Source organism: Caldalkalibacillus uzonensis (assembly GCF_030814135.1).
GTDB lineage: Bacteria > Bacillota > Bacilli > Caldalkalibacillales > Caldalkalibacillaceae > Caldalkalibacillus > Caldalkalibacillus uzonensis.
Genome location: NZ_JAUSUQ010000001.1, coordinates 367,167 through 387,579 on the forward strand (window position 1 = coordinate 367,167; position 20,413 = coordinate 387,579).

The window sequence follows — 20,413 nt, forward strand, 5'->3', positions numbered from 1 at the left end:
ATATCGTTATCCGCCTGAATTGTAAAGGTGCTTAAGGACTGTCAAATGCGATTGACTGTCTATCTGGCAAAAACCAAACAAAAAAAAAGCCCTACCTGCAGACAGGGCCTTTAATAAAAGGAGAGATGCTTGCAATAAAAAGAGAGATAACAAAAGCCGCTTAAGACGTAAAGTGCTTGTCGGACCCAAGATGATTGAGGCGATTTTGATTGGTGCTGATAATATAAATGGCGGCAGCAATGATGCCCAGTAATATCAGGGTGCCCACATTGAACCATCCTTTTTCACCATACCAAACAATAGCGTAAACAGTGGCACCTGCCGTCAAAGCATAATAGAGAAAGGGCAACATCGTTTTACGAATCACTGTCCCTTCCCGCCCGATCAAACCAGCCACAGCCGAAGCAGCCACAACGTTATGCACACAGATCATGTTTCCGGCTGCACCGCCCACGGCCTGAAGGGCCACAATCCAAACGGGGTCAACACCAATCCGGTCCCCCACTCCGAACTGGAACAAGGAGAACATCATATTACTTACTGTATTGCTCCCCGCTACAAAAGCACCCAAGCCGCCGATGAAAGCCCCAAACAAGGGCCAGGCCGATCCCGCTAGTGCTGCCACGCCATCGGCCAGGGCAATGGGCATCCGTTCAAACCCGGCTGCCCCTCCCTGAGTGTTAATAAACACCTGCACCATGGGCACGGTAAAAATAAGTGCCGTTGAAGCCGCAATCATCGTTTTGCCAGAACCGGCCCAGGCACGCCTGTAAGAAGCTGCATCCATCTGGTGAATGAAGAATGTGATTAAGGAGACAAGAATAAAGATTGTTCCAGGTAAAAACAGGGGCTGAAAACTAGCAGTGATTTCTGTTCCAAAAATATTGGGAAACGTCACGGTCCATGCTTTCAACCAGTCTTCAAACGGAAGGCTTTTCAACCGTGTCAATACAAGAAACAAGCCGACCAGAATATAAGGGGCCCAAGCCTTAAACATACTCATCCTGCCGTTTTTGTGTTCCATGTCTTCCAATGTAATGCGGCCAATCCATTCCGGATCCCAGTTCTCCTTTTCGTCAAAATCCCAGTATTCCTCTTTTGGAGGCATGAGAAAGCCTTTTTTGGCAGCGGTTACAACAATGGCCAAACCAATCAGCCCACCAAGCATGGACGGGAATTCAGGTCCTAATATATTGGCTACAATCAGGTACGGAATAGTCATGGCAAAGGCGGCGAACAAGGCAAACTTCCATACTTTAAGCCCCTCGCTAAATGATTTGTTTTTGCCAAAGAATCCGGTCATAAAGGCAACCAGAATTAAGGGAACAAGCGTTCCTGCCAAAGCGTGCAACAAAGCTACCTTAGCGCCAATCATATTTAAAAACAGGTTCCAGTCTGCATAGCCAAGCTGGGTGATATAAGAGGTGACTCCTTCATCTGTGCCACTGCCCAGCCCGCTATTCACACCAACCAAGATGGGAGTTCCCACTGCCCCAAACGAGACAGGGGTTGACTGAATAATCATGCCTGACACCACTGCAGCCATAGCCGGAAAGCCTAAGCCCACCATCAAGGGGACGGCAACAGCAGCTGGTGTACCAAATCCCGCAGCCCCTTCTATGAAGGAACCGAATAACCAGGCGATAATGATCACTTGTATGCGGCGATCTGGGGTAATGTCTGTAAAACCTTGGCGAATGGTTCTAAGCCCACCACTTTCCTTCAGTGTGTTTAACAACAAAATCGCACCAAAAATAATGTACAAAAGGGTTCCTGTCACGACGAGCCCGTTAACAGTAGCGGCGGCAATCTGTGCTCCCGGCACTTTCCAGACAAACAGCGCCAGCAAAACCACCACTACATAGGAGATCGGCATAGCCCTGCTGGCCGGCCACTTCAAAATGACAAGAAAGACCAGGACGGTGGCAATGGGCAATAATGACAAAAAAGCTAGCATTCCCGTACTCATGTAATCCTCTCCATTCTTAAAAAATGATAATAATCACATAACACTTAACATTCAGATAAAAATCAGCCGAAAGGAAACAAAAGGATCAACTGATCACCTCCCGCCTATGAAAAAGAATTGGCCATCAAAAAGCATGGTAATACAGCTGACACCTACTGTTGATCGCTACTTGTTGGCTGCCTGTTTCACTTCTGCACATTTGCCGGGTGTGGGAAACAATTTGTCCGGATTAAGCAATTGCTGGGGGTTAAACACATCCCTGATCTGTAATTGGGCTTCTATCTCTTCATCAGTAAAGACGAAGCGCATCTCTTCTTTTTTCTCAATGCCCACACCATGTTCACCTGTAATCGACCCGCCCACATCAGCGCATACTTTTAATACTTCAGAACCTACCTTGACAGCCAAGTCCGTCTCACCCGGTTTGCGGGAATCAAACAAAATCAGCGGATGCAAGTTGCCATCTCCGGCATGAAATACATTGGCAATGCGCAATCCGGAACGTTCACTGATTTCTCTAATACGGGCCAAGACTTCGGGCAGACGGCTACGGGGAATCACCCCATCCTGCACCAGATAATCTGGGGAAATTGCCCCCATGGCACCAAAGGCTGTTTTCCGATTGGCCCACCATCTTGCAGCCTCTTCAGGCGTTTGGGCCACTTTCACCTCCCTGACATGATGCTTTCTGCATACTTCCACCACTTCAGCAATCTGATCATCAATTCCCGCAGAAATGCCATCCACAGCCAAGAGCAAAACGGCTTCAATGTCCCGTGGATGTCCCACTGGAAAATTGGCTGCTTCTACTGCTTCAATAGCCACTTTGTCCATCATTTCCAGTGCAGCAGGCACAATCCCTGCTGCAATAATATCAGAAACGGCATGGGAAGCATCTTGCACTTTATCAAAATAAGCCATGACGGTTTTCTTTTGCTCTGGTGTTTTGAGGATACGCACCTTTATTTTGGTCACAATAGCAAGGGTCCCCTCCGAACCGGTCAACAAGCCCATTAAATCGTAGCCTGGCATGTCAGGAACACCGCCTACTTCGATGATGTCTCCATTGGACAAGACCAGTTCCATCCCCAGCACATGATTGGTGGTCACTCCGTATTTCAGGCAGTGGGCCCCCCCTGCATTTTCGGCCACGTTTCCCCCAATGGTGCACGCATATTGACTGGAGGGGTCAGGGGCATAATAATAACCTTTATCCGCAATGGCGTTGGTCAGTTTCAAATTGACGAATCCCGGTTCAACCACAGCGTAGCGGTTATGAAGATCTACTTCCAGCAGCTTTTTCATACGTACCAGGCTAATTATGACCTCGTTGTTTTGGGGAATGGCCCCTCCACTCAGTCCCGTTCCCGCTCCCCTAGGGATAAACGGAATCTGTTGCTGATGAAGATATTTCACGACAGCAGAGACTTCTGCGGTTGAATCAGGGAAGACAACTGCCCGTGGGATTCCTCTATGGATGGTATACCCATCACATTCATAAGCAACAAGATCTTCATAGCGGTACAAGACGTCCTCTTCACCTACAATTGACTGTAACTGGACAACAACAGGATCCTGTGCTGATTGGAGCCGCTGCTTCTTTTTAAACACCGCTAGTGCACCTCCTTGGTGGGGGCTACTTGTTTGAAAGTGTCTTGATCAAGCTCATCATTCTGCTCACTGCTTTGCTGGTAAGCCCAGTCCAGTACCTGTACCGTATGAACCACACGCTGGTTACGTCCGTCGCACAAAACACCCATGGCCATTTGCAGCATACAGCCCGGGTTGCCCATAGAAATCAATTCTACATCTTGAGGAACATGCTGCATCTTTTCCGTTAAAATTTTGCCGGCCATCTCGGGATTGGTCAAATTATAAATTCCTGCACTGCCGCAACATGTATCCGCATGGGACATTTCCACAAGTTCAACACCGGGGATCTCCTTCAACAATTGGCGTGGTTCAAAGCGAACGCCTTGCCCGTGAGCCAGATGGCATGCATCATGATACGTCATGCGCATCTGAAGGGTGCCTTTGGGTTTCTCATAGCCATTTTCATATAAAAATTTAGATACATCTTCAACCTTTGCAGCAAATGTGTAAGCTTTGTCTTTGTAGCGCTCATCATGGTGCAATAATTCGGCATACTCCTTTAATGCACAACCGCATCCGGCAGCATTTACGATAATTTTATCGACGCCAACCGACAAAAATGCATCAATATTCTGACGAGCCAGCTCCTTGCCCTTCTCCCGATCCCCGGCATGAACATGAAGTGCCCCACAGCATGTTTGATTTTTGGGTAACACCACTTCATAACCGTTGCGCGACAGGACACGAATGGTAGCCTCGTTGATGTCACTAAACATCACATCCATGACACAGCCTGTCAAGAGTCCGACACGCAGTTTGGTTTCCCCCTGGGCAGGTACCACAGTTGGATAACGTTTAAGAACAGGAGTTGCAACAGGAGGCATAATATTTTCCATATCCCGCATATGGGCTGGTAAAATGTTGAGCAAGCCCAATTTGCGAGTGAGCCACTGTAAACCGCTTTTTTGATAAAATTTTAACAGCTGCCCCAGCAATTGCAGTCTGGACGGGTAGGGAAATATGCCCCTGAGAAAAAAGTTGTGCAGCCATCCTTTCCAGCCCTTTAAAGGCATCGCTTGGCGGATCTGTCCTCTCGCTTCCTCAATAAGTGCCCCGACTTGGACTCCGGCTGGACAAGCCGTCTCACAGGCCCGGCAATCTAAACAGGTGAAGACAGGATCTTCAAAGGCCTCGTTCACCTCCATCTTGCCTTGGGCAACCGCTTTGATCAAATGAACCCGTCCCCGTGGTGATTGATGTTCATGCCCTGTCTGCAAATAGGTGGGGCAGGCTTCCAAGCACATCCCGCAGTGCACACAAACTGAAAACTTATCTTCGTCCGGTGGATCCTCCCACAAGTAATTGCTTGGCGATTGACACGTAGGTGCTGCTCGACCGCTTATCTTTAGATGCTGTCCGGGAACACTCATTTATAACCCCCCTACAAATCGTTTGTGGTTTAAGGTGAGCTGAGGATCGATTGTTTTGCGGATGCCTTCCAAGATGGAAAAATAAGCTGGCTTGTTCCCCCAGACACTCACTTTTTGCCTGAACGAGAGCGGTGCATGCCGTATGACGACGTAGCCGTTTTTTTGCTCTACAAAAGAACGAATCTTATTGACAACTGTCTCAGTTTGCGGACTATTCTCCCTGATATAAACCGTTGACAAGCCATGGCCCACTCCACCATGGGCTTCCAGAGCCACCCCGTGCTGGCCAGCCAAGCGCTGACACGCTTCAACAATGGGCAACACATCCAGGTTTTTGCTCCCGATTTTTAATGCAACTTCGCGCTGAGCTTGCTCATATTGTTCGCTGGGATTGGGGGGAAGTATGGCAAAACGGTGCCACCATTCTCTTGCCTTGTCCTGCTTTAAGATATTCACATAGGTTCCCTGTGGAACGTTGTTTTTGATCCATTGCACCTGGTAATCGACTGCCTTTTCCCGGTCTTCAAAGGCGATGGCCAGCCCATACCCCTCCTGTTCTGCCAGTCGTTTGTTCAGCAAGGGATTGAGCAGTTCCAAGGTGACCGGTTCCAGTACCGAATCTAAAAGCTGGATAACAAACTGGCGAATTTCATCTGTTTTGTCCTCCTTAAATGTAAGCAACACGAGCCGTTCATCTTTAGGGAGAGGGCGCAATTTCATGGTGATTTCAGTCAACACGCCCAATGTCCCCATGGAACCGATAAATAACTTATTCATATCATAACCGGCTACATTTTTGACCACTTTACCGCCGCTTCTGATAATTCGGCCGTCGGGATAAACAGTGCAGAGCCCAATGACATGGTCCCGCGCAGAACCGTATTTCAAACGCTTTGGCCCACTGTCATTGGCCGCAACAACGCCGCCAATCGTAGCCGTTTGGGGCCAATACGGGTCAAGAGGCAGCATCTGTCCACGCTCCGCCAAAGCTGCTCTGATTTCGGCAATCGTTGTTCCAGGCTTGACGGTGATGGTCAAATCCCCCGGAGAATGCTCCACAATCCCTCTTAAGCGTGATAAACTAAGCAACAAATCTGCTTTGGCAGAAGTTCCGCCAAATCCCCGCTTAGTGCCTCCTCCCATGGGGATGACTTTTAACCCTTTACGGCTGGCAAAGCTTAAAATGCGGGCCACCTCATCTTCACTTTGCGGATAAACCGTATAGGGTGCCCAGTTGCCAAATGGATCAATATCATGCGCATTCTCCTCAATGTGCTCTGTATGCTGTTGCAATTCAGTTATTAGCATACCTTTCCCCTGCCTTTATCTCTCTTTTGTAACGCTTTATTTCTTGTTCAGCAGTGCTTCTACGTAACATAAATGTTCAAACATGGCCTCCCTGGCCTGTTCTGCTTTTTGCTCTTTAATCGCCAAATAGATGGCCACATGCTGCTTCCGGATGGATGAGGAAACTGCTTCTGAATGGAGTGCCATATTGTGACAGTTGATAATCGCCTTTTTTAACAAAACCGACACTGTCTCCATCAAACGGATAATCACCTTATTGCGCGTCGCCTCAGCAATGGCCATATGGAAGGCATAATCTGCCTCCCAATCTTCGAGGGAATCAGAGTTTTCTAACATCTGTAAAGCTTTTTCCATCTGCTGTACATGGGCTGCAGTACGGCTTGTGGACGCCAGCTCAGCACTGCCCACTTCTAAAATTTTGCGCACGTTAAACACATCAGTCAGATCCTGTTTATCTAGAAGCAACAGTTGTTCAAACAACTGTGCCGAATCAAACGAACGGATGAACGCCCCTTCCCCTTGCTTCACTTCCAAAATGCCTTTCCCTTTTAAGGTGGTTATGGCATCCCGCACCGCCGAGCGCCCCACATCAAACATGTCACACAATTGACGGACAGAGGGGAGTTTATCACCCGGCTGCAAGTGTTGGGAGATAATCCATTGTTCCAACTGTTCTGCTACCTGCTCAGATATCTTTTTGGGGGTAATTTTCTCTACATTCATCAAGCTCCCTCCTTTCCCCCTGTCCCACATATGCTGCCAACATCTCCAACTGATATATAACAGCTTGTGTTTGGAAAGAGGGAACGCTTTTATATCTCGTCGTACTAAGCGTTCCCTCACTGGCAGATCACAGGCTAGTCAAGGTATTCATAGCATGGCAGGGTTAAGAAGTCGACCAGTTCTTCGGCAGTGGAAATTTTGGTAAACAGGTCAACAGCCAAGTCATATTTCCCCGCTTTAAACCGTTCTTCACCCACCATTTCTTTAATTTTTTGCAGTTCCTCATCGACCAGTTGGTTAAATACTTCTACGGTTACCTTGCGTCCGTCATCCAGTACCCCTTTGGGATGCTTAATCCACTGCCATACCTGGGTTCTGGCAATCTCAGCTGTTGCCGCATCTTCCATCAGGTTGAAAATGGGCACTGCCCCGGAACCGTTCAGCCATGCTTCTAAGTATTGAATGCCAACGCTGATATTGTTACGCAAGCCGGCTTCGGTAATCTTTCCTTCCGGCACGGCTAAAAGATCACTTGCTGTAACCTGTACATCGTCACGTTTTTTGTCAATCTGGTTAGGAGTCGGCATATATTGATCAAACACTTCCATTGCTACAGGCACAAGTGCGGGGTGAGCCACCCAGGTGCCATCGTGTCCGTCCTTTGCCTCTCGCTCCTTGTCTGCCCGCACTTTGGCAAAAGCTTCTTCGTTCGCCTGGGGATCATCCTTGACCGGGATTTGGGCTGCCATGCCGCCAACCGCAGGCGCATTGCGCCGGTGGCATGTTTTAATGGTCAACAAGGTGTAAGCCCGCATAAAGGGAACGGTCATAGTGACCGAATTGCGGTCAGGTAAAATAACATCAGGATGATTGCGCAAAACTTTAATGTAACTGAAAATATAATCCCAGCGTCCACAATTAAGACCGGCGGAGTGCTCACGCAATTCATACAAAATCTCATCCATTTCAAACGCAGCCAGGATGGTTTCAATGAGCACAGTGGCTTTGATAGTGCCTTGGGGGATGCCCAGTTCTTCCTGAGCCATGACAAAGATATCATTCCACAATCTGGCCTCCAGGTGGCTCTCCATTTTGGGCAGATAGAAGTAAGGTCCAGACCCCTGTTCGATCAGCGCCTTGGCATTATGGAAGAAATACAGGGCAAAGTCAAAAATACCGCCAGGCACAGGTTTGCCATCCACCAAGACATGCTTCTCATCCAAATGCCAGCCGCGGGGCCGGACAATCAGGGTGGCCACCTCATCCTTCAGTTTATATTCTTTGCCTTCTGGCGTGGTGAAATCAATTTGACGGCGAATAGCATCGCGCAGATTAATTTGACCTTGAATGGTATTTTCCCAGGTCGGTGAATTGGCGTCTTCAAAGTCCGCCATAAATGTTTTAGCGCCTGAATTGAGAGCATTGATCACCATTTTGCGCACGCCAGCCGGCCCTGTAATCTCTACACGGCGGTCTTCGAGATCCTTAGGCAACGGGGCAATGGTCCAATCACCGTTGCGGATGTGCTCTGTTTCCTTCAAAAAGTCAGGTAAACGGCCGGTATTAAATTCCTTTTGCCTTTCCACCCGCTTGTGCATCAATTCATCCCGTCTGTCTGCAAACGTTCTGACCAGCTTGGCCATAAAAGAGACTGCTTCCGGTGTCAAAATCTCGGCAAATTCAGATGTAACCGGCGCATTAATTTGCACACCGTCAATGTTCCGGTAAGCCTGTGTAGCCATATCGAATCCCTTCCTTTCTCAATTCTTTTGTAGTTGTCTGATATGTGATATCTGATAACCACTTACATTGTAGTAAAGTTACCTATGTTTTGTCAAACATTAATTTTCTGTTATATATAATTTTCAGACATGTATTATCTTGGGAATCACCGGAGCTCAAATTTAGTGGATCAAAAGTGCAATAACAAAAAGCACCCAGCTATGTGCAGTTTCGCTGTGAATACAATCCAAAGACGATAAAGGAGTGTAGAAAAAGGAAAACACCTCTTCCCTGTCGAAGGATCTAGGGACAGGATCATAAAAAATACAGGATTGCTGGTAAAGTTACTGAGTTATAGGAGGCGCAAGTATGGCTGAGATTCGCCGTTTAACAGAAGCTGATATGGATGAAAGTTTCCGACTGTCCCAGTTTGCTTTTCAATACACCCTGTCAGAGGACGAATTGGCTGAAAGATTAAAGGAGGCAAATCCGGCAGAAACGCTATGCTGCTTTATAGACGGGCAACTGGCCTCCAAGTTAACCATTCTCCCTTTGGCCATTTATTTACATGGTGAACGTTTTCCAATGGGGGGAATAGCGGATGTGGCCACTTGGCCAGAATACCGCCGCCAGGGGCTGGTTCGCCTCCTGATGCAACAGGCCTTAAAACAAATGAAAGATGACGGGCAGATCGTATCACTGCTGGCCCCCTTCCGCTACAGCTTTTATGATCAATTTGGCTGGGGCAAGATGAGCGAATACAAACATTATGAACTGAAAGTGGAGGAAATCCCCCGTTTTCCCCGCCTTGAAGGACGGATACACCGTCTGGACCGGGGAGAAAGCCATCAGCTATACGATATTTATGACCGGTTTGCCCGCCGCTACAATGGCATGCTGGCCCGCAAACCGGATTGGTGGGAAAAACGGGTGCTGAAGCGCAAACAGGGCACCATCGCGGTTTATGAAAACGTAAGCGGGACAAAGACCGGTTATGTCCTTTATGAGGTAAAAGACCGTCAGATGACGATCCATGAATGGGTGGCGCTGGATGGGGAATCTTTCCGTTCCTTGTGGCACTTTATCGCCATGCACGACTCCATGATTGACCGGGTCACATGCGATGTGCCACAGGACGATCCTTTACCCTTCTTGCTGCCAGAGCCCCGTATCAAGCAGGAAGTGGTGCCTTATTTCATGTGCCGCGTGGTGGATGTGGAAGCTATTTTGGCCAGCTATCCTTTTGAGGAACAGGACGCGGATATCCGCTCCCCGCTGTTTATCCATGTAGAGGATAGATATGCTCCTTGGAATCAGGGCACGTTTCAAGTGTCATGGATGGATGGAACACGGAAAGTGAGCGTTTTTTATCCAAAAGAAAAAGGACAGTGTGTTCATCCCCCAAACAGGGGCATACGCTGCTCCATTCAGGTTCTGTCCTCAATGTTATTTGGATATGGCCGGCCTGAAACCTGGTATGCCTGTGGCCAACTACAGGGAAATGCCCAGGATGTTCAACGCCTGGAACGGATGATTCCACGCCGTATCCCGCACTTGTTGGACTTTTTTTAAAAAAGCTAGGAGAATTTAAAAAATAGGAGGAGACATCCTCCTATTTCACATATGACGTTTTTCCTTTAACAATTGGCTAACGGGTTTTCAAACCTGATCTTTTTTGAGGCAACTTCACGTATCACATCTTGAGTCTTAATAATGGAAGGGCCTGAGTTGTACTGTCGAAAGGCTTTTTGTGTATCCTGAACTTTCTTAGCCGGACTTTTTTTATCCTTCATCGTTCTCACCCTTTGCAAAAAAGAGATTAAAAGTATTAAAAAGCACTTTGTTTTTGTTGTAGATCTCCTCGAGAATCAAGTTCTCGTCATAACGTTTTTGGTACTCTTGTTCCACTAAGAAATGTAGAGTAAGAATGAATTGTTTTGCTATGGGGATGCATAAAATGTTCTCTTTTTCTCCAGCAGCTGTCTCTTTTTCAAATAACTTTGATTCTTGGCTTTGAAACGTGACAGATACGTAACTGGAGTGATCATTTAGATTGTAGGCTGTCCTCCCGCCCACATCTCCGGTTGATCCAACTTTAATCAATTCCTCACCATGATCCGCTGAACGATATAGCGTTGCGCCTGTCGCTTTGCTTAATCTAATTATGGGCTGTGGAATAAAGTCTTGATTATTGATATCTCCACTTTCTAACTCCTGGGTAAAAGCTGCAATGATTCGATTGTAATCGGTTTGGTTCTCGATGAGGGAAATGGCAAACCGAAAATAACTTTGAAATCTTTTCCCTCTATTTATTATATCATGAATTTCCCTTGCAGGTAGTTGTAGTTCCAGATAGCCTTTTAACAAATGAGACAATTGTGCGCGTATGTAGTTGAATGCTTCTTCAGAATTGCTAAAAGTCTTGACATAATGCCTGAAATTGGAGCTTACTTCTGAAATGAACTTATAAAATTCCTGGTCCAATTTTTGTGGGGCTTGTTGATATAATACCCACGTTTCATTTAATATAACAATAAATATCGGTTTTTTCTTTGCTTTTGCCTGATGATATTCAGCCTGAGTGATACTTAATCCTTCTTTAACTTGTGAACCAAAGTATTTGCCAATGAGTAACACATATACATCGGAATTCTCTACTTCTTGAAGGCAGCTTTTTATTATGTCTTCCCTAGTCCAATCAAATCTAATGGATTCAGACATGACAACAGTATGACCTAAGTAAGTTTCAATTTTGTCCCCCAGGGTATGCCGAACGTAATGCAAATCTTTGATTGTGGAGCTTAAGAATACCCGCAACACTTGATCGACCCCTAAAATAAACGAAATATTTTTTATTATTTTAACATAATCAGGATAAATTTACATCCCTTCACATCATATTTCGACTTTCTTATTGTAAGATCCTTCCAAGAACTTTAAGCACTTCTTAGAACACACTGTATCATCGAATCAAATCATGATGATGTGTTACAATAGCTATAATGGGAAGTTCTTCCTTGCCAATAAACCATCATGGCTCAGAACGACACCGATCGATGTGAGGAAGCGCGACATCAATACGTTTAAAAGGATGTGTTTCTATTGGTTACAGACCCCAATAACCCAAAATACACGAACCGATTAATACACGAAAAGTCACCCTATCTTCTTCAACATGCCCACAATCCTGTAAACTGGTACCCTTGGGATGAGGAAGCCTTTGAAAAAGCAAGACGGGAAGACAAACCCGTTTTCCTCAGCATCGGTTATTCCACCTGTCACTGGTGCCATGTCATGGAGAAGGAGTCTTTTGAGGATGAAGAGATTGCTGATATTTTGAACAACCATTTTGTCTCCATTAAGGTAGACCGGGAGGAGCGCCCCGACGTGGATGCGATTTACATGGCGGTCTGCCAAGCTTTGACCGGCCATGGCGGCTGGCCGCTGACCATTGTCATGCATCCCGACCAAAAGCCGTTTTTTGCAGCCACTTATCTGCCCAAAGAAGGCAAATGGGGACGGTCCGGTTTGAAGGAAGTTTTACACAAAATTCAACAGCTATGGGTTGAGGACCGGCAGAAACTGAACGAAGCAGGGCAGAAAATTACCCAAGCCATCCAAGAGATGAAGCACCGCTCCAAAAGCGGAAAGCTGAGCAAAGAGACCCTCCATCGTGCCTATGTCCATTTTGAACGCAGCTTTGACCCGGACTACGGCGGTTTTGGAGAAGCCCCAAAGTTCCCCCTGCCCCACTATTACCTGTTTTTATTGCGCCATTGGCAGCTGACCAAAGAGCCTAAAGCGCTGGAGATGACGGAGCAATCCCTGCAGGCCATGCGCCGGGGCGGCATCTATGACCACCTGGGCCACGGGTTTGCCCGCTATTCCGTGGATGAAAAATGGCTCGTACCCCACTTTGAAAAAATGCTGTACGACAACGCCCTCTTAGCCTATGCCTATACGGAGACCTATCAAGCAACCAGAAATCCATATTACAAACAGGTGACGGAAGACATTTTTGATTATGTTGAGCGGGTGATGACCGCACCTGAAGGAGGGTTTTACTCAGCAGAAGATGCTGATTCCGAAGGGGAAGAAGGCAAATTTTATGTATGGACACCAAAGGAGATTTTTGACGTCCTGCAGGAAGATGAGGCCGAAATATTCTGTGATGTCTACGACGTAACGCAGCAGGGCAATTTTGAGGGAAAAAATATTTTGCACCTGATTGATGTAGATCTGGAACAAAAAGCCAAACAGTATGGTTTATCCCTGGAGCAGCTTGAGCAGAAACTGGCCGAAGACCGGCATAAATTGTTTTTACAGCGTGAAAAACGGGTTCACCCCCACAAAGATGACAAGGTCCTGACGTCCTGGAACGCCCTGATGATCGCTGCATTAACCAAAGCAGCCGCCGCATTTGGCCAGGCGCACTACCTGCAGATGGCCAAGAAAGCAGCCCGCATGATTGAAGACCGCTTGACGGACAACAATGGACGCCTTCTAGCACGATATCGGGACGGCGAAGCACAGTATTTGGCTTATATTGATGACTATGCCTTTTATATTTGGGCGCTGCATGAGCTGTATTTTGCCAGCGGTGAGGCCACTTATTTGGAACGGGCCAAAGCTTTGCTGGCCCAATCCCTGGAGCGCTTCTGGGATCAGGACAACGGGGGCTTTTTCTTCTCGGCCAGCGATGCAGAGACGCTCATTACCAATCCAAAGGAGATTTATGACGGTGCCACACCTTCAGGCAACGGCGTGATGGCCTTTAATCTGGTACGCCACTACCTGATTAGCGGTGAAGACATTTACCGGGAAAAGGCTGAACAATTACTCCAGGCTTTTGGGCAGCAAATTAACGATTACCCCTCAGGCCATACATTTTCTTTGCTGGCCTTGCAACTGCTCACTGAAAAACACGCTGAGCTGGTGATTGTGGAAGGCAAAGACCGGGACACGTATGAGCGCATGGTAGAAAAGGTGCAGCAAACGTATCTTCCTTTTGCCGTTGTTGTGTATAAAACCCGTGAAGAAGAACAGCACTTGCCTGAGTTGGCACCCGCTCACCAGGATAAACAGGAAGTGGATGGTGCATCTACCTTCTATTACTGCGTGAACTTTGCCTGCCAGCAGCCGGTCCAGTCCGTGGAACAGATGGAACAGCTCCTTCAATCTTAACGGCGGCTCAACCTTCATCCGGAGGATACCATAAAATAATAAGCCCGAACCTCATCTGCTGACCTTAAATTGAGCCAAAACAAAGATGTGGGTCCGGGCTTTAAATGTGGTTCCTCGACTTGATTTTTCTATATGGCACCTCTCTTTGTCTTTCTGTTTGGTGCTTCAAACTGATCTTTCTACTCCGTCTATCCGATCTGACTACTCCGTCAAGATGAGATATTCCTTCACCTTGGTGGGGCTGTTGCGTTTTAATAGGGCAATCCCACGGCGGGCACGGGTCATTTTCTCCACCTGCGCCAGATCAATGGAACGAATGGCTCCGCGGCCGGTTTCAATCTGGATTTGGGCCAGTCTCTCTCCTTCAGGGATCACATAGCCGCTGACCACCTCATCATATTCTTTTAAGTTAATGCCTTTGACCCCCTGTGCTTTTTGGCCCACTTCACTCACTTCTTCCCCACTGAACCACAGCAAATAGCCCTGCCTGCTGCCTATGACGATATCTTCATGGCCAGTGGTGAGGTGAACGGCCAGCACCTCATCTCCGGCTTTGAGTTTGAGAGCTACCATTGGCTTGGAATAACGCTGGGCCTCATACTCAGCCAAGGGTGTCTTCTTGACCATGCCCTGCCGGGTGAAGAAGAGCAGTTTGCGCTCATCACCAGCGAAATCGATGACATTGTGGGCAGCCACGATGCGTTCATCCTTATCGATGGGGATCAGGTTGCTGATGTGCTGACCCAGCTCCTTCCAGCGGATATCAGGCAGTTCATGCACAGGGAGATAGAGATAGCGCCCTTTGTTGGTAAAGAGCAGTAACGTATGGGTGGTGTTGGATTCATACTGGAAGAGCAGTTCGTCCTCCTCTTTCATGCCCACTTCTTCCCCATTAGAGGCGGCATAGGAACGGAGGCTGGTCCGTTTCACATAGCCGTCCCGCGTCACCGTGACGATCACATTTTCCTGTGGCACCATGACCTCCAGGTTAATGTTTAACTCTTCGATTTCTTCCTGAATCTCGGTGCGGCGTTCGTCGGCATACTTCTCCTTGATTTGCCCCAGCTCTGTTTTGATGACGTCAATTAACCTGGCCTCACTGCCCAGAATCGTTTCCAGCTCTTCAATTTTGCGCTTCAGTTCCTGCGCTTCTTCTTCCAGCTGGGTAATATCCGTATTGGTCAAACGGTACAGCTGCAAAGTGACAATCGCTTCCGCCTGCTGTTCCGTAAAACCAAATTGAGCCATCAGATTTTCCTTGGCATCCCCTTTGTTTTTGGAAGCCCTGATCGTGGCAATCACGTCATCCAAAATAGAGATGGCCTTGATCAAACCTTGCACAATGTGCTCCCGCTCCCGGGCTTTGGACAGATCATACTGGCTGCGCTTTTTGACCACTTCTTTCTGATGATCAATATAGGCTTGCAGCAATTGCTTCAGGTTAAGCAATTTTGGTGCCTTATTATGTATGGCCACCATGTTAAAGTTGTACGAAATTTGCAAGTCGGTATGCTTAAACAGGTAATTAAGCACGCCTTCTGCATCGGCATCCTTTTTCAGTTCAATCACAATGCGCAGGCCGCTGCGGTCTGTTTCATCGCGTACCTCAGCAATACCTTCCACTTTGCGGTCAAGGCGACATTCATCAATTTTGCGGACCAACTGGGCTTTATTGACCTCATAGGGGATCTCAGTAATCACAATTTGCTCCCGTCCGCCTTTAACCACATCAAAGGATGTTTTGGCCCGCAGCACGATTTTGCCTTTGCCCGTCTCATAGGCTTGCTTAATGCCTTCGATACCCTGGATAATGCCTCCCGTGGGGAAATCGGGGCCGCGCAGGACTGTCATCAGTTCGTCCACCGTCACAGCAGGGTTGTCCAGCTGCATCAGCACGGCGTCAATGACCTCACCCAGGGGATGGGGCGGGATTTCCGTGGCGTATCCGGCGGAAATGCCAGTCGAGCCGTTCACCAACAGATTAGGAAAACGGGCCGGCAACACTGTAGGCTCTTTGGTTGTATCATCAAAGTTAGGCGCGAAAGCGACCGTCTCCCGGTCAATATCCCGCAGCATCTCGGCAGCAATGCTGGACAAGCGGGCCTCTGTATAACGCATGGCCGCCTGCGGATCGCCATCCATACTGCCGTTGTTGCCATGCATTTCAATCAGGATATGGCGCATTTTCCAATCCTGGGACATGCGCACCAGCGCATCATACACCGATGTGTCACCGTGAGGGTGGTAATTGCCGATCACCGTACCCACTGTTTTAGCTGATTTGCGGAAAGGCTTGTCATGCGTGTTCCCTTCTTTGAACATGGCGTACAAAATCCGCCGTTGCACCGGCTTCAACCCGTCCCGCACGTCGGGCAAGGCCCGGTCCTGAATAATATATTTGGAATAGCGGCCAAAGCGGTCGCTGATGATCTCTTCAAAGGGTAAATCTAGAAATTTCTCCAACAAAGACAACCTATCTTGCCTCCCCTGTCAATACAATTTTTTGGTTCATCAACAGCTCTTCGTCATCTTCCAAGCTAAAGGCCACGTTGCTTTCGATCCACTTGCGGCGCGGCTCCACCTTGTCACCCATCAGGATGGACACCCGCCGCTCAGCCCGGGCAGCATCATCCAAGGTGACCCGGATCAGGGAGCGTGTTTCCGGGTTCATCGTGGTTTCCCACAACTGGTCCGCATTCATCTCGCCCAAACCTTTATACCGCTGAATGGTGTAACCCTTGCCTACCTTTTTCACTGCGGCGGCCAGTTCCTGCTCATCCCAGGCATAGACCACCACTTCGTTCCTTCCTGTCCCTTTGCTTACCTTATACAGCGGGGGCAAGGCAATGTACACTCTCCCGGCTTCAATCAGCGGGCGCATATAGCGGTAAAAGAAGGTGAGCAGCAACACCTGGATATGGGCCCCGTCCGTATCTGCGTCGGTCATGATGATCACTTTGTGGTAATTGGCCTCTTCCAGGGTAAAATCAGCGCCGACACCGGCTCCAATCGTATGTATGATGGTGCGGATTTCTTCATTTTTCAGAATGTCTTCCAGCTTGGCTTTTTCAGCGTTGATCACTTTCCCCCGCAAAGGAAGGATGGCCTGAAAGCGGCGGTCCCGTCCCTGCTTGGCTGAACCGCCTGCTGAATCCCCTTCCACCAGGAACAGCTCATTACGTGAGGCATCTTTGGATTGGGCCGGGGTCAGTTTACCGCTCAACAGTGCCTCTTTTTTCTTGCCCTTCTTGCCGGAGCGGGACTCTTCCCGGGCTCTTTTCGCTGCTTCCCTGGCCTGGGCGGCCCGGATTGCTTTTTTAATCAGGCTGCTGGCCACATCAGGGTTTTCCTGCAGGTAGATCAAGAGGCGCTCAGCCACAAAAGTGTCCACCGCTGAGCGGGCCTCCGGCGTGCCCAACTTGCCTTTGGTTTGGCCCTCAAACTGCAGTTTTTCTTCCGGCACCCGAATGGAGACAATGGCCGTTAACCCTTCCCGGACGTCGGAACCTTCCAGGTTTTTATCCTTTTCTTTTAACAACCCTGCTTTGCGGGCATACTCGTTAAACTGGCGGGTCATAGCCGTTTTAAAGCCCGCTTCATGTGTGCCACCGTCTTTAGTGCGCACATGATTAACGAACGAGAGCACATTTTCAGAAACACCGTCATTATATTGGAAAGCAATTTCCATCTCAATGCCATTCTGCTCACCCTGAAAGAAAACCACTGGATGGAAAGTGGTTTTATCTTCGTTGATATATTCTACAAAAGCCTCGATGCCGTTTTCAAACTGAAAAATGTCCTGCCGCACCTGTTCACTGTCACGTTCGTCTTTGACTTCAATGGTTAAGCCTCTGAGCAGAAAGGCTGCTTCCCGGCAGCGTTCGGCCAAAATATCGTATTGGAACTTCACTGTGCTGAAAATGGAAGCATCCGGCTTAAAGCGCACACAGGTCCCTGTCTTTGTGCTGGTGCCAGTGACCTCCAGCCCGGTCACCGGCTGGCCACCATTTTCAAAGCGCTGCCGGTAGACTTTCCCATCGCGCTGAATGGTCACTTCCAGCCATTCGGACAAAGCGTTGACCACGGAGGCACCCACCCCGTGCAAACCACCTGACGTCGCATACCCTCCTTGTCCAAATTTTCCTCCGGCATGTAAAACAGTAAAAATCACTTCCGGTGTCGGTTTGCCAATTTTATGTATACCTGTGGGAATCCCTCTTCCCTCATCCTCCACACTGACGCTGCCGTCTGTATGGAGCGTCACTCTGATATGATTACCGTAGCCTGCCAGGGCTTCATCCACCGCGTTATCAAGTATTTCATACACCAGGTGGTGAAGACCTTTTGTATCGGTGCTGCCAATGTACATACCCGGCCGTTTGCGCACGGCATCCAGGCCCTCCAGCACCTGAATGGCATCATCATTATAGTCATAGCTAATGTTGGCCACTATCAAGAACCCCTCTCAAAACTTTATTTCCTAGCTCCTTATATTTTCGGTGTGAGACATTTCGGGAACATATGTTTTTTATCATCCTACCATCTTTATCGTCATTTTACAATCTCATGTCATTATGTTACTCAACAGTCGTCCAAAATGGAAGGACCAACGTTAATGAACCCGGACCATGATCAAAGGCCAGGTTGTTGGAGATGTGATAACCAACATAGTTTAAAGGTAACGAGTCATACTAAGGAGGGAGTATGCGGCTCAGTTTAACAGACAGTATGTAAAAAGGAGCGATAGAGCGATGACAATGCCTAACAATGAAAAAGCCATTATAGCTGGTTTTAAAACCATGAGAGATGCCGAACAAGCCCTAGAGGCCTTAAAAAAACTGCCTGTTGTTGACATGCGTGTGAACAGGATGAGTGAACACCCCATCGAAGAGTTGGACACCGACCCGCAAAATGCTATTACCGGTGATTTTCCAGGTCTGGCCAATGCCGTGTATAATACCGTTATGGACCTGAACAGCAGTGTTTTGGTTAACGCGGACCCCAGTGCATCGGGACTGAGTGACGGCGGCGGGGATAACAACATCGGCACTGATGTGGTACTGACCGTTGTGGTCAATGAGGATCAGTTTGCACAGGCCAAACAAATTGTCCAGCAACACGGAGGTCAATTTTAATAGTACAGCCCGCTGACGAAGCTCGCCAATCGGCGAGTTTTCTTTACACTAAAGTATAAGGGCAACTACGCCTCTGTCTTCGCCCTAAAGGGCTCGCCAATCGGCGAGTTTTCTTTATTAAACATATGAGTTATAATGAGGTGAGTAGTGTTGTCAAGCCTGTTCTTTACATAAACAGGTTAACTTTTGTGGTGAAATAAAGGAGCGATCAGCATGTATCATCGTACGCAAACGCGTCCTGTTCGCGTCGGCAACTTAACCATTGGCGGCAATGACCAAGTGGTGATCCAAAGCATGACCACGACCAAAACGCATGATGTAGACGCTACTGTGGCCCAAATTAACCGCTTGGCAGAGGCCGGATGTCAAATAGTCCGTGTTGCCTGCCCGGATATGCGTGCGGCTGAAGCCATTCCAGAGATTAAAAAGCGGATTGACATCCCCCTTGTAGCTGATATCCATTTTGACTATAAACTGGCCTTAAAAGCCATCGAAGGCGGCATTGACAAAATTCGCATTAATCCCGGGAACATTGGAAAAAGGGAAAAAGTAGAAGCGGTTGTCAAAGCGGCCAAGGAAAGGGGCATTCCAATTCGGATCGGTGTGAACGCGGGGTCCCTGGAAAAGCGCATTCTGGAGAAATACGGCTATCCGACGGCAGACGGCATGGTAGAAAGTGCCTTATACCATATTTCCATCCTGGAAGAACTTGATTTCCATGACATTGTCGTTTCACTGAAAGCTTCCGACGTGCGCCTGGCCATAGAAGCTTATCAAAAGGCAGCCAAAACCTTTAATTATCCTTTGCACCTGGGGATTACTGAAGCTGGCACCTTGTTTGCCGGCACCGTCAAAAGTGCAGCTGGATTGGGTGCTCTCTTGGCCCAGGGCATCGGTTCCACCATTCGCGTCTCTTTAAGTGCCGATCCGGTTGAAGAGGTCCGGGTGGCCCGTGAACTGTTAAAAACCTTTGGCTTGGCGGCGAATGCAGCCACGCTGATCTCCTGCCCCACTTGTGGCCGGATTGAAATCGACCTGATATCTATTGCCAATGAAATTGAAGAGTATATTGCCAAAATCAAGGCTCCGATTAAAGTCGCTGTTCTGGGCTGTGCAGTTAATGGACCGGGTGAAGCCAGGGAAGCGGACATCGGTATCGCCGGGGCCCGCGGAGAAGGCCTCTTGTTCAGGCACGGTGAAATCATCCGCAAAGTGCCGGAAGAAACCATGGTGGAAGAGCTTAAAAAAGAAGTGGATAAGCTGGCTGAAGAGTACTTTAAGAAGCAAAAAGCTGAACAAATCCAATAACCCGCTGTACCTCAACTCACTATTTAATCGTTGTATGAAGG

Annotated in this window: 13 protein-coding genes; 4 read left to right on the forward strand and 9 right to left on the reverse strand. The window is 48.2% G+C overall.

Annotated elements, in window-relative coordinates; all coding sequences use genetic code 11:
- Positions 1-160 precede the first annotated feature (160 nt).
- The 6 genes from J2S00_RS01885 to aceB form a co-directional block, all read right to left on the reverse strand.
- Entirely contained in the window at positions 161-1,969 is a 1,809-nt protein-coding gene (locus J2S00_RS01885) for an L-lactate permease (RefSeq protein WP_307334829.1), read from the reverse strand.
- A 165-nt stretch (positions 1,970-2,134) separates the two neighbouring features.
- A complete protein-coding gene (locus J2S00_RS01890; protein ID WP_370875808.1) occupies positions 2,135-3,580 on the reverse strand; it encodes an FAD-binding oxidoreductase in 1,446 nt (481 codons plus the stop codon).
- 2 nt (positions 3,581-3,582) lie between these two features.
- Complete coding sequence (locus J2S00_RS01895) at positions 3,583-4,992, reverse strand: (Fe-S)-binding protein (RefSeq protein ID WP_307334830.1); 1,410 nt, start codon at positions 4,990-4,992, stop codon at positions 3,583-3,585.
- Complete coding sequence (locus tag J2S00_RS01900) at positions 4,993-6,300, reverse strand: FAD-binding oxidoreductase (RefSeq protein WP_307334832.1); 1,308 nt, start codon at positions 6,298-6,300, stop codon at positions 4,993-4,995.
- Positions 6,301-6,336: 36 nt separating this feature from the next.
- Positions 6,337-7,023 (reverse strand): FadR/GntR family transcriptional regulator, encoded by a 687-nt coding sequence (locus tag J2S00_RS01905; RefSeq protein WP_307334834.1) that lies wholly within the window; start codon positions 7,021-7,023, stop codon positions 6,337-6,339.
- A 134-nt stretch (positions 7,024-7,157) separates the two neighbouring features.
- Complete coding sequence (gene aceB / locus J2S00_RS01910) at positions 7,158-8,765, reverse strand: malate synthase A (RefSeq protein WP_307334835.1); 1,608 nt, start codon at positions 8,763-8,765, stop codon at positions 7,158-7,160.
- Positions 8,766-9,114: 349 nt separating this feature from the next.
- Between aceB and J2S00_RS01915 the strand changes: the two genes are divergently transcribed.
- The gene (locus tag J2S00_RS01915; RefSeq protein WP_307334836.1) at positions 9,115-10,317 is read left to right on the forward strand and encodes a GNAT family N-acetyltransferase; all 1,203 of its coding nucleotides are present in this window, start codon (positions 9,115-9,117) and stop codon (positions 10,315-10,317) included.
- Between the two features lie 210 nt (positions 10,318-10,527).
- Here the strand turns inward: J2S00_RS01915 and J2S00_RS01920 are convergent, their stop codons facing one another.
- Positions 10,528-11,565, reverse strand: coding sequence for a DUF4062 domain-containing protein (locus tag J2S00_RS01920; RefSeq protein ID WP_307334838.1), 1,038 nt, complete (start codon positions 11,563-11,565; stop codon positions 10,528-10,530).
- A gap of 282 nt (positions 11,566-11,847) precedes the next feature.
- Between J2S00_RS01920 and J2S00_RS01925 the strand changes: the two genes are divergently transcribed.
- Positions 11,848-13,929 (forward strand): thioredoxin domain-containing protein, encoded by a 2,082-nt coding sequence (locus tag J2S00_RS01925; protein ID WP_307334840.1) that lies wholly within the window; start codon positions 11,848-11,850, stop codon positions 13,927-13,929.
- A gap of 201 nt (positions 13,930-14,130) precedes the next feature.
- Here the strand turns inward: J2S00_RS01925 and parC are convergent, their stop codons facing one another.
- Positions 14,131-16,401, reverse strand: coding sequence for a DNA topoisomerase IV subunit A (gene parC, locus J2S00_RS01930; RefSeq protein ID WP_307334842.1), 2,271 nt, complete (start codon positions 16,399-16,401; stop codon positions 14,131-14,133).
- Between the two features lies 1 nt (position 16,402).
- Positions 16,403-18,379 carry a DNA topoisomerase IV subunit B gene (gene parE / locus J2S00_RS01935; protein WP_370875809.1) on the reverse strand — a complete coding sequence of 659 codons (1,977 nt, stop codon included), beginning with the start codon at positions 18,377-18,379 and terminating at the stop codon, positions 16,403-16,405.
- Positions 18,380-18,680: 301 nt separating this feature from the next.
- Between parE and J2S00_RS01940 the strand changes: the two genes are divergently transcribed.
- Positions 18,681-19,064 (forward strand): hypothetical protein, encoded by a 384-nt coding sequence (locus J2S00_RS01940; RefSeq protein ID WP_307334844.1) that lies wholly within the window; start codon positions 18,681-18,683, stop codon positions 19,062-19,064.
- 213 nt (positions 19,065-19,277) lie between these two features.
- On the forward strand, positions 19,278-20,372 hold the full coding sequence (ispG, locus tag J2S00_RS01945; protein WP_307334846.1) for a flavodoxin-dependent (E)-4-hydroxy-3-methylbut-2-enyl-diphosphate synthase: 1,095 nt from the start codon (positions 19,278-19,280) through the stop codon (positions 20,370-20,372).
- The last annotated feature ends 41 nt before the right edge of the window (positions 20,373-20,413 follow it).

Excerpts from the sequence above, each read along its gene's own strand:
- J2S00_RS01940 (WP_307334844.1), top strand. The coding sequence starts at position 18,681 with ATGACAATGCCTAACAATGAAAAAGCCATTATAGCTGGTTTTAAAACC.
- J2S00_RS01915 (WP_307334836.1), top strand. The coding sequence starts at position 9,115 with ATGGCTGAGATTCGCCGTTTAACAGAAGCTGATATGGATGAAAGTTTC.
- J2S00_RS01905 (WP_307334834.1), bottom strand. The coding sequence starts at position 7,023 with ATGAATGTAGAGAAAATTACCCCCAAAAAGATATCTGAGCAGGTAGCA.
- J2S00_RS01900 (WP_307334832.1), bottom strand. The coding sequence starts at position 6,300 with ATGCTAATAACTGAATTGCAACAGCATACAGAGCACATTGAGGAGAAT.
- aceB (WP_307334835.1), bottom strand. The coding sequence starts at position 8,765 with ATGGCTACACAGGCTTACCGGAACATTGACGGTGTGCAAATTAATGCG.
- ispG (WP_307334846.1), top strand. The coding sequence starts at position 19,278 with ATGTATCATCGTACGCAAACGCGTCCTGTTCGCGTCGGCAACTTAACC.
- J2S00_RS01885 (WP_307334829.1), bottom strand. The coding sequence starts at position 1,969 with ATGAGTACGGGAATGCTAGCTTTTTTGTCATTATTGCCCATTGCCACC.
- J2S00_RS01895 (WP_307334830.1), bottom strand. The coding sequence starts at position 4,992 with ATGAGTGTTCCCGGACAGCATCTAAAGATAAGCGGTCGAGCAGCACCT.